This window comes from Tahibacter sp. (assembly GCF_035481375.1).
In the GTDB taxonomy this organism is placed as follows: domain Bacteria; phylum Pseudomonadota; class Gammaproteobacteria; order Xanthomonadales; family Rhodanobacteraceae; genus Tahibacter.
In genome coordinates this window covers 1-15,385 of the sequence record NZ_DATIGT010000097.1, presented here as the reverse complement: position 1 = coordinate 15,385, position 15,385 = coordinate 1, and the positions used below count along the sequence as shown (strand labels likewise).

The following is a 15,385-nucleotide window of genomic DNA, read 5'->3' as shown; positions in this document are numbered from 1 at the left end:
GCGGATACCGCAGCGCAGCCGCCACGCTCAGGGGGCGCGTGGCGACTGCGATGCGACAGGGCGTTGCGGAGCCCGATGATTCCTACTCGTATCGGGATGGCACGCGGGCTCACGCATGTCGGTGCGAATTGTCACGAACCGTGACGCCGCTCAGTTGCAGGCCGGCAGTTCGGCCGAAGCGACGGAAGACGCGCCGCTGGGACCGATCACGGCGACGCTCAGCGTGCCGGCGCCGCAGCTGACCTGGCGGAACGGATTGCGTGCGTCGCTCGAAAACGTGCTGTCGTCGGACCAGCTGTAGCTGATCGCCTCGCCCTGCGGCCACGCTTCGCAGAGATAACCGCCGCCGCTGGCCGTGCACTGCAGGCTCGGATCCGCCGGCGGAGCGTCGATGGCGTCGACGGTGATGACGAGCGTCTTCATGTCGCATTCGTTCTCGATGACATTGGACGGTGCCATGTAGGCATAGCACTCCTCGCTGCAGAGCGCGCGCAGGCGCGTATGACACCACTCGTCGCCGCTGGCAGCCGCGTTGCCGGAATATGCGAATGCAATCAGTGCGGTCGAAGCGATCATGAAAATGGGACGGAACATGGATAGCCCCCCTTAGGCCGTAAGGAAAAGTTAAGGACCGATCGACACTCGCGAAAAGTCGTGAACGTCTCGACCGATGTTACAAGCGAACTCGCAAAAGGCCATGTGAACGGCTCACGCAGGGTTGTCAGAATCTGTGGCGGGCTCGTGCATGGGTTCGGTGTCGAGAAATTCGACGGCGCTCGTGCAGAGCGTAGCGATTTCCGCACGCGGCGCGACGTTGCAGCCGCTCGCGTCGATCGCCTGACGCAGCACCTTTGCGTACGCGGCGCGATGACTCGCCTTGCTCGCGAGCACCTGCGCCTGTGCGACGCCGCTGCCGCCGACGAGCAGATTCAGCGCCTCCGTCGGACGTTCGCGCTTGAGCAGAAACTGGGCGAAATGATTGCGCCAAAATACGAGCGGTAAACGCGTTTCTTCTTTCACCGCTTCACCGCGTTGCAGGATTTCGCGATACAGCGCCTCGACTTCGTCGTCATGCCCGCCGAGCGTGGCGAGCATGCGCGCGAGGTTGTAGGCCGTGCGCAGCGTATTGGGATGATCGCTGCCGACGGAATTGCGCCAGGCGGCAAGCGATTCCCGAATCGCGTGCACGCCTTCCTCGCGCTGCCCGATTTCCGTCAGCGAAATCCCGAGCGAATTGCGCGCCTGCGCAGAGACCGTGCTGTTCGGGCTGTAGATGCGATCGATCTCGGCGACGACCTTGCGCGCTTCTGCCGCCGCGGCGGCCGCGCCGCGCACGAGGCGCAGCACGTCGAGCCGGTACAGGCGCGCGAGCGTCAGCCGCGGGTGATCCGTCGCCAGGCCGGTGCTCTGCCAGGCCAGGGTCTGATCCAGCAGAGCGAGCGCTTCCTCGTTGCGGTCGGCAGCGCGCAAGGCGCCGGCGAGATTCAAACGCGCAAGATTCGCGACGTCGTCCGACGGCGGCCGGCCGCGCGTCATTCCGACGGCGACCTCGAGATGTCGTATCGCTTCCTTGGAGCGGCTGCGCTGATAGTCGAGCGCGCCCATCGCGAGCTCCCATTCCGGCGTGTCGCGCACGCCGAGCGCAGCGGCGCGCGCGAGGCGCTGCTCGGCCCTCGAATAGTCGCCGGCGCTCGTGCGTGCGCGCGCTTCGAGCACGAGCAGCCGTCCCGTCGTTTCCGGATCGAGGTCGGCATTTTCGGCGGCCTTGACCGCGCGTTCGGCGAGTTCGCTGGCCTGAGGACTCAAGCCCACCGCGAGCTCGACCTCGGCCAGCGTGCTCGCGAGATCGGCATACACGTCGGGCTGCGACTCGAAGGTGGCTTCCAGCGAAGGACGCGCCGCTTCGAGCACCGCGCGCGCGGTCACGTTGGCGCCGGTGACTTCCGTCGGATTGGCTGCCGTGAATGCGTTCTTCAGCAGGCCGACCGCGCGCTGCGCGCGGTCGCGCTCGTGCGTGATCGCGACGTTCTGGCGCAGGATCGCGGCGACCGCCGCGACGATCGTGACGAACAGCAGCAGCGCGAGACCGGACGCGACGCGGTGGCGCGAGACGAACTTGCGCCAGCGATACCAGCGATCGCTCTGCCGCTCGCGGATCGGCTGATCCTTGAGCACGCAGTCGATGTCGTGGTCGAGCTGGTCGACCGTGCCGTAACGTTCGCCGGGCAGTTTGCGCAGGCAGCGCTGCACGATGTGTTCGAGGTCGCCGCGTACCGCATCGCGCAATTCGCGCACGCTCCCGAAGCCGCGCGCCTGCGCGAGCACGAGATCGGCATCGCCGATGCGGCTCGCCATCGACGGCGGCGGCAACTGGCGGATCGCCGTTTCGATTTCGCCCGGTGTCATGTTCGCGAACGCGAACGGCAGCCGGCCCGTCAGCAGCTCATACAGCAGCATGCCGAGCGCATGGATGTCGCAGGCGACCGTGATCGGTCCGCCGGTCAGCTGCTCGGGCGCGGCGCTCGACGGCGTCAGGAAACGGTCCATGGTCTGCGTCGCCTTGACGTCGCCGAGCCGACCGAGCGGCTTGGCGATGCCGAAGTCGAGCAGCCGGATCTCGCCGTCGTCGGTGACGAGCACATTGCTCGCCTTGATGTCGCGATGGACGACGAGATTGCGATGCGCGTGCGCGACCGCGGCGAGCACCTTGCGGAACAGGCCCAACCGATCGGTGACGCCGAGCATGCGCGCGTCGGCCCAGCCGTCGATGGCCTGGCCGCGCACGAATTCCATGACGACGTAGGGCGTGCCGTCCGGCGTCGTGCTCGCGTCGATGAGACGCGAAATGCCGGGGTGGTCGAGCGCGGCGAGGATTGCGCGTTCGGTCGAGAAGCGGCGCAGCAGCGCCGGATGCAGCAGGTCGCGACGCACGAACTTGATCGCGACTTCCTGCTCGAAATCCGGACCGCTGCGCGTCGCGCGGAACACGCGGCCCATGCCGCCGCGGCCGATTTCCTGTTCCAGCGTATAGACGCCGAACGTCGATCCGGGCTGCAGCGCGTCGCTGTCGCGCGCGTCGAGGCTGGTCTCGACGAGGCCCAGCGCCGTGCGCGGTTCGCTGCCGAGCAGGCTGCGGTCGCGCTCGATCAGCCGCGCGAGTTCGTCGGCCAGCGTCGGATCTTCGGCACGGCAGCGTTCGAGCAGCGCTTCACGGCCGACCGGGTCGAGATCGAGCGCCTCGTCGAACAGCTCGCCGAGACGCCGGATGCGCTCAGCCGGCGTCTTCATCGCCGGGCACGACGTCCAGCCGCTCTGCGAGCCAGGCGCGCGCGAAGCGCCACTGCCGGCCCACGGTCGCGCGCGACGAACCGCAGACTTCGGCGATTTCTTCCTTGGTCAGGCCCGAGAACAGGCGCAACTCGACGACGCGCGCGGCCTCGGGCGCGGCCTGCGCGAATTCGGTGAGCGCCTGATCGACCGCGAGCCAGTCGACATGATCGCCCTGCGAGGGCGCCTCGCGCTGGTTCATGTCGTCGAGCGCGATGAACAACTGATCGCCTCCACGCTTTTCCGCCTGCCGTTCGCGCAGATAGTCGACGACGACGCGGCGCATCAGGGTTGCCGCGATGGCGTGGAAATGCGCGCGGTTCTGCCAGTTGACGCCCTGCTGTACGTGCAGTCGTTCGTAGGCTTCGTTCGCGAGTTCGGTCGCGCGCAGCGTCAGCGCGCCGCCGTGGCGGCGCACCTGCGCGCGCGCGAGTTCGCGCAGCACCGGATATATGTCGGTCGCCAAGGCATCTTCGACGCTCCGATCGCCGCGTTTCCAGCGATCGAGCAGTTCCGTGATCGAGGACATCACAAACCCCCTGCTTGCGAGCTCCAGTGTAGCCCCAGTGCGACCGCAACGCGCAATCCGAATTCCTCGTCCAGCGCACGCTTCGTCCCGCGATTGCGCGCCGGGCGTGCAAAAACTGCGGTGGGTCTCGCAGTCGGCTCCGGGCCGGCCGCGCCGGAACGACCGAAGCGGCCGGCACAACGCCCCGAACGCGGCCCGCGGGTCTTCGCCGACTGATGCCAAATCGGACAGATGTATACATTGAGTGACGGCGCCCGGCCGGGCAGTGGCGTCAGAGGTAGTAACGCAGACTGACCTCGGCCGAGCGAAGCCACGCCGGCGGCAGACCCGAAGTCAGCACTAGCGCCGACACGGCGTGCGAGGCGGCGAGCGGGAGCAGGCTGCGTTCGCGCAGCCACAGCGCGCTCCAGATCAATCCGCTGAGAAATGTCGCCAGCATCAGTCCGGCATTCGGCGCGTGAAGCAGCGAAAACGCCGCCGCCGCGGCCAGCACCGTCCAGCGTGCGGCAATGCCTGCGGTGCGCAGCCGGTCGGCGACGACGGCGCAGATCAGGTATTGCTGCGCGAGCGCCCAGAGCAGGTAGCCCGCGAGCGCGACGGGCGACAGCGCGGCCGGATCGGGCCGCCCGGCGAGCAGGACGATGGCGAACGCGATCAGCGGTGCGGCCGCGGCGAACATCCAGGCGCGCGACCGGCCGAGCCAGCGCCACGGCGTGGCCGTCGGCGTCGCCGCGAGGGCGACGGCATACAGCGCCGCAAGCGCGACCAGCGCCTGCGTGACGCCATCGGGATCGTCGCCGATCCGGAGTCCGGCAATCAGCCAGACCGGCACGGCAAGCGCCAGCAGCGCCTGGAGCAGCGCGCGCGCACGCCGGCGGCCGCGCAGCGCGATCGTCGCCACGCACAACAGGAGTGCGAGGCCGGCCGGCAGCCAGTCGGCGGCCTTTCCTGCCGGCGGCGCTGCGGTCAGCCCGGCGACGACGCGATCGATGTCGTCACGGTATACGACGACGGCAGCGGGCTCGCGTTCGCGCAGGTCGTCGCGCGCGAGCAGCACCGTTTCCGGCCGCTGCAGGCCGTCGACGGCGAACAGCGGCGCCCGTCGCGGGTCGGTTTCGAGGCCGAGTTTCAGTGGTCTCCAGGCCGACGACGCGAGGTCCGTCATCTGGCGGATCGTCCGGTCGGCAGGCAGCAGCGCGATCGCGCGGAGATGCAGATCGGCGTCGAGCGCCGCGAAGCGCAGGCGCAGCATGGCCGCGCGCGCGGGGGCTGCGTCGCCGTCGCCCCGATCGAGCCGCCACGCCAGTCGGTCGAGCTGCCACGGCGACGAACCCGCGGCCTCGGCGAGATGCTGCGGCGCGGCCAGTTGTTCGCGAATCTGCAGCGTGAATTCGGGCAGCGGGCCGCCGGCGGCAATCTCGAGCGCGTCGAAGCGCACAAGGTCGAGCGGCACGCGCAGCGTGACCGCAATTTCGCACTGCCGCGAGCCGCGGCGCAGCACCAGGCCGCCGTCGTCGAACGCGGCGTCGCAGTCGCCATGTACACGCCGCCCGACGAGCGTGCCGGGCCGGCTCAGATCCCAGCGGTGCGGCGTGTCGCCGCGCGCGAGCGGCGACAGCGCGGCGACGGCTTCGCGCACGAGTTCGGCGCGCAACTGCGTTGAGGCCAGCCACTGCAGGGCTGCCGCGACCGCTGCTGCACACAGCAGCCAGCCCGCGAACGGCAGCAGCCGCGCACGCATGTGGCTCAGGCCGAAAGCGCGTCGACTTTGGCGGCGCAGAGGAAGTCGTTCAGCGACAGGCCGCCGACATCGTGCGTCGACCAGCGCATGCGGCAGTAGTTGTAGCCGACTTCGAGATCGGGGTGATGGTCTTCGCGGTTGGCGATCCAGGCGACCGCGTTGACAAAGCCCATGGTCGCGTGGAAATCGCGGAAGCGGAATTCGCGCTTGAGCTCGCTGCCGTCAATTCGCCACTTGGGCAGCAGCGCAGCGAGTTCGGCGGTTGCCGTCGCATCGAGCGCGTGGTCTGCGCCCTTGCGCGGAATGCAATGGGTCGCGATCAGTTCATCCTTCGTCATCGTGTGGCTCCGGCAGGCAAAAGACGCGCGAGTATAGCGATGCGCCGGCTTGGTCGGTCGTTGAATCAGGACTACAATGGTCCAGATTCAACGGAGCCGTCATGATCGATATTTCCGAACGCGCCCAGCAGCATTTTCTGAAGCTGATCGAGCAACAGGGCATTCCCGGACTCGGCATTCGCCTGCGCGCCGTCAAGGCTGGAACGCCAGCCGCCGACTGCCAGCTCGAATTCTGCGAACCGGCCGATCTCGCCGGCGACGAGTGGACGGTCGAATGCCGCGGCTTTCCGCTTTATGTCGACGCCGCGAGCGTGCCGTTTCTCGACGCGGCCGAGATCGACTACGAAACCTCGCCGACCGGCGGCCAGCTCACGATCCGCGCGCCGCGCATCAAGGGCGAGGTGCCGGGCGACGGCGCGAGCCTCGTCGAGCGCGTGCGCTACGTCATCGAGACCGAAGTGAATCCGCGCGTCGCGTCGCACGGCGGGCGTATAACGCTCGAGGAAATCACTGCCGAAGGCGTCGTGCTGCTGCGTTTCGGCGGCGGCTGCCACGGCTGCGGCATGGCCGACGTGACGCTCAAGCACGGTGTCGAGAAGACCTTGCGCGAGCGCATTCCGGAAATTACCGCGGTGCGCGATGCGACCGACCATGCCAGCGGCGCCAATCCGTATTTCTCGCGGGAGAACGGCGGCACATCGGCGATGGCCTGATCGGCTGTCACTGTGGTCCGCAACGAAAAAGCCCGGCTTTCGCCGGGCTTTTTCGATCTGTGCGAGCCGGACTTACTTGCCGGCCGGCTTGGCCGGCTGGCTGAGATCGCCGAGCCTGCCGCCGGGCAACTGCGCGAAATAGGCCGCGAGATCGGCGATGTTCTGTTCGGTCAGCGGCTGCATGAAGCCCGCCATGATGGCGTTCTTGCGCTTGCCGTTCTTGTACTGATGCATCGCTTCCTGCAGATAGTCGCGATACTGGCCGGACAGGCGCGGATACTGCGGATCGGTCGGGTTGCCGTCGGCGCCGTGGCAGGCGGCGCACGGTTCGGCGAGCTTCTTGCCGGCATCGAGATTGCCGGCGGCCTGGGCAAACGAGGAAACGGCCAGCAGCGGGGCCAGCGCGAGCAGCGAGTAGAGGCGATTCATCCGGTGCATCCTCGAATTACGGGGTCAGGCCGGCGAGATACGCGGCGATGTCTTTGATGTCCTGGGCCGAGAGGCTCTCGCCCTGGGCGCGCATGGTCGGATGGTCGCGCTCGCCGGTCTGGTAGCTCTTGAGCGCGGCGACGAGATAGTCGTAGTTCTGGCCGGCGATCAGGGGCACGTGGTAGTTCGGATATGCGTTCGTATAACCCGGGACGCCGTGGCAGCCATGGCAGGTATAGGTCTTCAGGCGGCCTGCTTCCTTGTCGCCCGCGGCGTACGCGGTCGAAGCGAGAGCGGAGGCGGCCAGCAGGGAAGCAAGCAGTAGCGATCGGGTCATCGTCGGGTTCCGGCGGGGGCGGTTGCCTGGCTGGTAAAGCGGCGAGTATAGCCGGCGCGGCGCGGCAAGCTCCAGCCGCGTCTGTCCTGCGCCGGTACGTTCGTGACTACCGGCTCACGACGCCGCGCAGATGCCTTCACAGAATGCTCACCATCACCGCGGAGGGCAAACCCGGTGCATCCATCGCCAGCTAAACGGCATCAAAGGTCGCCGTGGCTTGTTGCCACGACTAGTGATGTAGTCTAGTATAACACCACAATACCAGCACACGGGCCTCTCGCCATGCTCCCCGACACACGTCGTTCCGGTTCCGCCCATCGGTCAGGAATGCATCGTATCGCTTTGATTATATTGACATCTTCGCTATTGGCCGCGTGCGGTCAGGGCGGCCCCGACACGTCCAAGCAGGCCGATGCGGCCGCGCTGGTTCCCGTCGAAACTGCTGTCGTCGCGAGCCGCGCCATCGATGCCAGCTATTCCGGCACGGCGACGCTCGAAGCGGATCGCGAAGCCGACGTCGTCGCCAAGACGAATGGCGTTCTGCTGAAGCTGTTCGTCGAGGAGGGCGACACCGTGCGTCAGGGCCAGGTCGTCGCGCGACTCGACGACGCGAGTCCGCGCCTGAGCCTCGCCAAGGCCGAGGCGACGCTGCGCAAGCTCGAAGCCGACTACCGCCGCGCCGACGAGATGTTCGGCAAGAAGCTGCTCTCGCTCGAAGAGCACGACAAGATCAAGTTCGACCTCGACAACCAGCGCGCCGTCCACGACCTCGCGCGGCTGGAGCTCTCGTACACGCAGGTCGTCGCACCGATCGACGGCGTGATCGGCAAGCGTCACGTCAAGGAAGGCAACCTGATCCAGCTCAATCAGCCGCTGTTCCACATCGTCGATTTCGACCCGCTGCTCGGCGTGCTCAACGTGCCCGAGCGCGAACTCAATACGCTGAAGTCCGAACAGGCCGTCAGCATGGTCGTCGATGCACTCCCCGGAAAACGCTTCCCCGGTGTGATCGAGCGCGTCAGTCCGGTCGTCGACGCGGCGAGCGGTACGTTTCGCGTGACCTGTCGCTTCGACGCGCAGGCGCAGACGCTCAAGCCCGGCATGTTCGGGCGCATCGACGTCATCTACGACCGCAAGCAGGACGCCGTTGCGATTCCGCGCAGCGCGTTGATCGAAGAGGACGGCGAGACCGCCGTATATGTCGTCGTGCAGGCAGCCCCGCCGGCACCGGCCGCCGACGCGAAGGACGCCAAGGCGCCCAAGCCCGAGGCCGCCGCGCCGAAACCCGACGCGCCCAAGACCGCGGCCGAGGCGCCAGCGGCATCGTCGCTGCAGGCGCAGCGCCGCGTGATCCACATGGGTTTTGCCGACGGCGAATACGTCGAAGTGCGCGACGGCCTGAAACTCGGCGACCAGGTCATCACCGTCGGCCGCAACGCGGTGCGTGACGGCACGCTGATCCAGATCATCGACACGGCCCCGGCGCCCGCTGCGGCCGGCGTTCCGGTCGCGGAGAAGACGCCATGAGCATCGTCGACATCGCCGTGCGTCGCCGCGTGACGATCTTCATGTTCACGCTGACCTTCGTGCTGTTCGGCCTGATCGCGCTGTCCGGCCTCAAGGTCAACCTGCTGCCCGACCTGTCCTATCCGACGCTGACCGTGCGTACCGAATACGAAGGTGCCGCGCCGCTGGAAATAGAAAATCTGATCACCCAGCCCGTCGAGGAAGTGCTCGGCGTGGTCAAGAACGTGCGCAAGCTGCACTCGGTGTCGCGCACCGGCCAGTCCGACGTCATCCTCGAATTCACCTGGGGCACGGACATGGACATGGCCAGCCTCGAGGTTCGCGACAAACTGGAACTGTTGCAATTGCCGCTCGAAGCGAAGAAGCCGCTGCTGCTGCGCTTCAACCCGTCGACCGATCCGATCGTGCGTTACGGCCTGTCCGGCAAGAGCGACGACCGCGGTTTCAACGAGGCCGAACTCAAGCAGCTGCGCCGCTTCGCCGACGATGAACTCAAAAAGCGTCTCGAACCGGTCGCCGGCGTGGCTGCAGTCAAGGTCGGCGGCGGTCTCGAGGACGAAGTCGCCGTCGAGATCGACCAGCAGAAGCTGTCGCAGCTCGGCGTCGGCGTCGAGGACGTCGTCCAGCGCCTCAAGGACGAAAATGTCAACATTTCCGGCGGCCGCATCGAAGAAGGCTCGCAGCGCTACCTCGTGCGCACGATCAACCAGTTCGCCAACGTCGACGAGATGCGCGAGCTGCTCGTGAAGATCGACAAGGGCGTGCCGATCCGTCTGAAGGACATCGCGCGCGTGCACCAGAGCTACAAGGAACGCGAAGGCATCGTGCGCATCGACGGCCGCGAGGCGATCGAGCTGGCTGTCTACAAGGAAGGCGATGCCAACACGGTCAGCGTCGCCGACGGCGTGAAGCACGCAGTCGAGCGCATGCGCGAGAACAAGACGCTGCCGGCCAACGCCGAACTCAAGGTCATCGACGACCAGTCGCTGTTCATCGGCGCCGCACTGCACGAGGTGCGCTTCGACGCGATGCTCGGCGGCCTGCTCGCGATCCTCGTGATCTTCTTCTTCCTGCACGACAGCTGGAGCACGTTCATCATCTCGCTGTCGCTGCCGATCTCGCTGATCACGACGTTCTTTTTCATGGGACAGGCCGACCTCAGCCTCAACGTGATGTCGCTCGGCGGTCTTGCGCTTGCGACCGGCATGGTCGTCGACGATTCCATCGTGGTGCTCGAAAACATCGCGCGGTTGCGCGAGCAGGGCCTGAGTTACGTGCAGGCCGCGATACAGGGAACCAAGGAAGTCGGCATGGCGGTGACCGCGTCGACCTTGACCACGGTCGCGGTGTTCTTTCCGCTCGTGTTCGTGCAGGGCGTCGCCGGCCAGCTGTTCCGCGACCAGGCGCTGACGATCACGTTCGCGATGCTGATCTCGCTGGTCGTGTCGATGACGCTGATCCCGATGCTGGCCTCGCTCAAGGGCGCCGCGCCGCTGGCATATCGCGAGGAATCGATGGCCGAAAGGCCGCAGGGCCGTTTCGGCGCGATCCCGCGCGGCCTCGCGTGGCTGTTCATCCGCGTGTTCGGCGGCATCGGCACGGTGCTCGGCGGCGCGCTGCGCGTCGTCGGCCGCGTCCTGATGTCGCCGTACAACCGGCTCGCGGACGGATATACGCGCATGCTGCCGAACGTGCTCAAGCGGCCGTGGCTCGTGCTCGGCTTCGCCGTCGCGTCGTTCGCCGGCACGCTGCTGCTGGTTCCGACGCTCGGCATGGACTTGATCCCGCAGCTCGCGCAGGGCCGCTTCGAGATGACCGTCAAGCTGACGCCGGGCACGCCGCTCGTCAACAGCGACGCGCTCGCGCGCGAACTGCAGCTCGCCCATGCGAACGATCCGAACATCGCCTCGATCTACGGCGTGTCCGGCGTCGGCACGCGTCTTGATGCGAATCCGACCGAGTCGGGCGAGAACATCGCGCGCCTGCTGATCGCGTTGAAGCCCGATGCCGGCGAGAAGGGCGAGCGCGCGGCGATGGACGCGCTGCGCAAGACCATGACGACGCATCCGGGCGTCGAAGTGAAGTTCTCGCGGCCGCAGCTGTTCAGTTTCTCGACGCCGCTCGAAATCGAGATTCGCGGCTACGATCTCGACACGCTCAGGAAAGCCGGCCAGAAGCTCACGTCGCTGATGAAGGCGTCGGACCGCTTCACCGACGTGAAGTCGACTGTCGAGGGTGGCTATCCGGAAGTGCAGATCCGCTTCGACCAGGACCGCGCCGCCGCGCTGGGCCTGACCACGCGCGCGATCGCCGACCAGGTCGTGCGCAAGGTGCGCGGCGAAGTCGCGACGCGCTACAACTTCCGCGACCGCAAGATCGACGTGCTCGTCCGGGCGCGCGAGGACGACCGCGCGAGCGTCGAGGACATCCGCAATCTCATCGTCAATTCCGACGAAGTCGCCGCCGCGCAGGCCGCTGCCGCGGCGGCCCCGGGACAGGTCGCGGCGGTCAAGCCGATCCGCCTGTCCGCGGTCGCCGACGTGATCGCGACCGAAGGGCCGAGTGAGATCCACCGCGTCAGCCAGGAGCGCGTCGCGATCGTCTCGTCGAACCTCGCCTACGGCGATCTCGGCACGGCGGTCGAGGAAGTCCGCGGCATCCTCGCGAAGAACCCGCTCGCGGCCGGCATTTCGGTGAACATCGGCGGCCAGAGCGAAGAACTCGACTCGTCGGTGAACTCGCTGATCTTCGCGCTGACGCTCGCGATCTTCCTGGTCTATCTCGTGATGGCCTCGCAGTTCGAGTCGCTGCTGCATCCGTTCGTGATCATGTTCTCGATCCCGCTCGCGGCGGTCGGTGCGGTGCTCGCCCTGAAACTCACGAACAACGCGATCAGCGTCGTCGTGTTCATCGGCCTGATCATGCTCGTCGGCATCGTCGTGAAGAACGCGATCGTGCTGATCGACCGCGTGAACCAGTTGCGCGAGGCCGGCGTCGACAAGCGCGATGCAATCGTGCAGGGTGCCGAATCGCGCCTGCGCCCGATCGTCATGACGACGCTCTGCACGCTGATCGGCTTCCTGCCGCTCGCGATCGGTCTGGGCGACGGCGCCGAGGTGCGCGCGCCGATGGCGATCACGGTGATCGGCGGCCTGCTCGTGTCGACCTTGCTGACGCTCGTCGTGATTCCGATCGTCTATGACCGCCTCGACTTCCGCGGCGACGCCTGGTACCGCGCGCGCGCCGAGCGCCACGCGGCGCGCAAGGCCTCGGCGACGCTGGAACCCGCGGAGCACACGTCATGAATCTCGCCGAGCTGAGCCTCAAGCGTCCCGTCACCATCACGATGTTCTTCCTGTCGATGATGGTGATCGGGCTGATCGCCGCGGTCCGGCTGCCGCTGGAGCAGTTTCCCGACATCGAGTTCCCGTTCCTGTTCGTCGACGTGCCTTATCCGGGCTCGACGCCGGCGGAAGTCGAGCGCGTGCTCGCGCGGCCGATCGAAGAGGCGCTGTCCACGGTGCCGGGCATCCAGCGCATGCGCTCGACCTCGCGCGCGGACGGCGTGCAGATCTTCATCGAGTTCAAATGGGGCAACAGCGTCGCGGTCAAGGCGGTCGAGGCGCGCGAGAAGCTCGACGGCATCCGCAAGGACCTGCCGTCGGATCTGCAGCGCTATCAGGTGCTGAAGTTCTCCGCGTCCGATCAGCCGCTGCTGCAGCTGCGCGTCGCCAGCGACATCGACATGACGAACTCCTATGAGCTGCTCGATCGCCGCGTGAAGCGGCCGCTCGAGCGGATCCCGGGCGTCGCGCGCGTGTCGATCGAAGGCGTCGCGCCGCCGGAGCTGCAGATCGAATTGTCGTCCGACCGGCTCGCCGCGACCGGCGTCAGTCTCAACGAGCTCTACGCGCAGCTGTCCAAGGCGAACTTCTCGGTCTCGGCCGGGCAGATCCTCGACGGCGCGACGCGCTATCGCGTGCAGCCGCAGGGCGAGTGGAAGAGCCTCGAGGACGTGCGCAGCCTCGTCATCAACGACCGCGGATTGAAACTCGGCGACATCGCGACGGTCTCGCTGAAGCCGGCGCGCCTGGACTACATGCGCCGGCTCGACACGCGTCCGGCCATCGGCATCGATATCTACAAGGAACGCAACGCGAACCTCGTCGAGGTCGGTCGTCTCGTGAAGGAAGAAGTCGAGCTGATCAAGCAGTCCTCGGAAATGCGCGGCATCGACGTCTATGCGCTCGAGGACCAGGCCAGCGCGGTGACCTCGTCGCTGTACGAACTGTCCGAGGCCGGCATCGTCGGCACGCTGCTGTCGATCGTCGTGCTGTTCTATTTCCTGCGCGACGTCAGCTCGACCCTGATGGTGTCGCTCGCGATTCCGATCTGCTTCGTGATGACGCTGGGCTGCATGTACTTCCTCGGCATCTCGCTGAACATCCTGTCGATGATGGGCCTGCTGCTCGCGGTCGGCATGCTCGTCGACAACGCCGTCGTCGTGGTCGAGAGCATTTATCAATATCGCGAAAAATATCCCGACAAACCCTGGTTCTGCGCGGTCGAAGGCACGCAGGTCGTCGGCATCGCGATCGCCGCGGGTACGTTCTCGAGCATCGTCGTGTTCCTGCCGAACATCTTCGGCGAGAAGAATCAGATCAGCATCTTCCTGACCCAGGTCGCCGTCGCGATGTCGATCGCGCATCTGGCCTCGTGGCTCGTCGCGGTCACGCTGGTGCCGATGCTGTCGGCGCGCCTGCCGACGCCGAAGTTCGTCGGCCGCAAGACGCTGGTCACGCGCATGCAGGACAGCTATGCGAGCCTGATCGACTGGACCCTGCGCCACCGCAAGCTGACGACGCTCGGCGTCGTGCTGATGAGCGTCGCGAGCATCGCCGGGCCGATGCAGTTCGTGAAAAAGGACATGTTCCCGGCCGGCGAAAGCGCGACGCTGCGCATGCAGTACGACCTCAACGGCCTGTACCGGCTCGAGGAACTCAAGAAGTCGATCGCGAAGGTCGAGGAATACCTGCTGTCGCACAAGGCCGAGTTCGACATCAAGTCGGTCTACAGCTACGCCAACGAGCGCGGCGACGCGATGACCAACATCATCCTCGTCGACGCCAAGCAGATGAAGCGCAGTCCCAGCGAGATCATGGAAGACATCCGCAAGGGGCTGCCGAAGATTCCGGTCGGCAAGGCGAGCTTCGACTTCAACGGCGGCGGCGGCAACAACGAAGGCCTGCGCGTCTCGCTGGTCGGCGATTCGATGGACGTGCTGCACGATCTGTCCGAGGCGGTGATTCCGGTGCTGAGCCGCGTGCCCGGCCTGCGCGACGTGCGCACGGCCGAGCGTACCGGCGACCGCGAGGTCGCGGTCCGCGTCGACCGCGAGCGCGCGAAGTCGTATGGCTTTTCCGCCGGCGAAGTCGCGACCTATGTCGGCATCGCGCTGCGCGGCGCGCCGCTCAAGGAATTCCGCAACGGCGATACGGAAATCCCGGTGTGGCTGCGCTTCCAGGGCGCCGACACGCAGAGCGTCGCCGGCATGGCCGATTTCAAGCTGCGCCGCGCCGACGGCACGCTCGTGCCGCTGATGTCGCTCGTCGACGTGCGCACGCAGGACGCCGCCTCGGCCATCCAGCGCGACGGCCGCCAGACTTCGCTGCCGATCGCGGCGAACCTCGCGCCCGACGTGACGCAGGACGAAGCGCGCAAGGCGATCGAGACCGCGATGAAGTCGGTGAGTCTGCCGGCGGGCTATCGCTGGACCTTCGGCCGCAGCTTCGACGAGTCCGACGAAGCCGGCAAGCAGATGCTGCTGAACACGCTGCTCGCGCTCGTGCTGGTCTATGTCGTCATGTGCGCGATGTTCGAGTCGCTGGTGTTTCCGGCCGCGATCCTGACCACGTTCGTGTTCTCGATCTTCGGCGTGTTCTGGCTGTTCTGGCTGACCGGCACGACGTTCTCGATCATGGCCTCGATCGGCGTGCTGATCCTCATGGGCGTCGTCGTCAACAACGGCATCGTGATGATCGTGCACGTGAACCAGCTGCGGCACGAAGGCATGTTGCGGACCGAGGCGCTCGTCTCCGGCGCGCGCGACCGCCTGCGGCCGATCCTGATGACGATGGGCACGGCAATCCTCGGCATGGTGCCGCTGTGCATCAGCACGACCGAGATGGGCGGCGACGGCCCGCCGTACTACCCGATGGCGCGTGCGATCGCCGGCGGCCTCGTGTTCTCCACGGGCGTGACCCTGCTTGCGCTGCCGGTCATCTACGCGCAGCTCGACGACATGCGCATGTGGGTGCGCCGCGTGTTCCGCGACGCGCTCGCCGGCCGCATCACGCGCCGCGCCGAAGCGGCCTGACCGTCGCGCACCGGCGGCCGCCGCGCCGCCGGTGCCGGACCTGCCGCGTCCGGCCCGGGCGCGGCGGC

At 67.0% G+C, this 15,385-nt stretch carries 11 protein-coding genes; 4 read left to right on the top strand and 7 right to left on the bottom strand.

What is annotated here, in order from left to right:
• Positions 1–150 precede the first annotated feature (150 nt).
• From VLF18_RS05820 to VLF18_RS05800, 5 genes are all read right to left on the bottom strand, one after another.
• On the bottom strand, positions 151–594 hold the full coding sequence (locus tag VLF18_RS05820; protein WP_325278673.1) for a hypothetical protein: 444 nt from the start codon (positions 592–594) through the stop codon (positions 151–153).
• Positions 595–708: 114 nt separating this feature from the next.
• Entirely contained in the window at positions 709–3,288 is a 2,580-nt protein-coding gene (locus VLF18_RS05815; protein ID WP_325278672.1) for a serine/threonine-protein kinase, read from the bottom strand.
• Positions 3,272–3,856, bottom strand: coding sequence for an ECF-type sigma factor (locus VLF18_RS05810; RefSeq protein ID WP_325278671.1), 585 nt, complete (start codon positions 3,854–3,856; stop codon positions 3,272–3,274). The genes VLF18_RS05815 and VLF18_RS05810 overlap by 17 nt, the downstream gene beginning before the upstream one ends.
• A gap of 271 nt (positions 3,857–4,127) precedes the next feature.
• Positions 4,128–5,597: a CPBP family intramembrane glutamic endopeptidase gene (locus tag VLF18_RS05805; RefSeq protein ID WP_325278670.1), complete on the bottom strand. Its 1,470-nt coding sequence runs from the start codon at positions 5,595–5,597 to the stop codon at positions 4,128–4,130.
• 5 nt (positions 5,598–5,602) lie between these two features.
• Entirely contained in the window at positions 5,603–5,935 is a 333-nt protein-coding gene (locus VLF18_RS05800) for a 4a-hydroxytetrahydrobiopterin dehydratase (protein WP_325278669.1), read from the bottom strand.
• A gap of 101 nt (positions 5,936–6,036) precedes the next feature.
• On the opposite strand from VLF18_RS05800, the gene VLF18_RS05795 reads away from it, so the two are divergent.
• Positions 6,037–6,648, top strand: coding sequence for an NfuA family Fe-S biogenesis protein (locus VLF18_RS05795; RefSeq protein WP_325278668.1), 612 nt, complete (start codon positions 6,037–6,039; stop codon positions 6,646–6,648).
• A 72-nt stretch (positions 6,649–6,720) separates the two neighbouring features.
• Here the strand turns inward: VLF18_RS05795 and VLF18_RS05790 are convergent, their stop codons facing one another.
• Together VLF18_RS05790 and VLF18_RS05785 are read right to left on the bottom strand one after the other, a co-directional pair.
• A complete protein-coding gene (locus VLF18_RS05790; RefSeq protein ID WP_325278667.1) occupies positions 6,721–7,077 on the bottom strand; it encodes a cytochrome c in 357 nt (118 codons plus the stop codon).
• 16 nt (positions 7,078–7,093) lie between these two features.
• Positions 7,094–7,414, bottom strand: coding sequence for a c-type cytochrome (locus tag VLF18_RS05785; RefSeq protein WP_325278666.1), 321 nt, complete (start codon positions 7,412–7,414; stop codon positions 7,094–7,096).
• Positions 7,415–7,765: 351 nt separating this feature from the next.
• Here VLF18_RS05785 and VLF18_RS05780 point away from each other — a divergent pair, with 351 nt between their 5' ends.
• The 3 genes from VLF18_RS05780 to VLF18_RS05770 are packed head-to-tail and all read left to right on the top strand — an operon-like array spanning position 7,766 to position 15,317.
• Entirely contained in the window at positions 7,766–8,941 is a 1,176-nt protein-coding gene (locus VLF18_RS05780) for an efflux RND transporter periplasmic adaptor subunit (RefSeq protein WP_325278665.1), read from the top strand.
• Positions 8,938–12,246 (top strand): efflux RND transporter permease subunit, encoded by a 3,309-nt coding sequence (locus VLF18_RS05775; protein ID WP_325278664.1) that lies wholly within the window; start codon positions 8,938–8,940, stop codon positions 12,244–12,246. The genes VLF18_RS05780 and VLF18_RS05775 overlap by 4 nt, the downstream gene beginning before the upstream one ends.
• Positions 12,243–15,317 (top strand): efflux RND transporter permease subunit, encoded by a 3,075-nt coding sequence (locus VLF18_RS05770; RefSeq protein WP_325278663.1) that lies wholly within the window; start codon positions 12,243–12,245, stop codon positions 15,315–15,317. The genes VLF18_RS05775 and VLF18_RS05770 overlap by 4 nt, the downstream gene beginning before the upstream one ends.
• Positions 15,318–15,385: the final 68 nt, after the last annotated feature.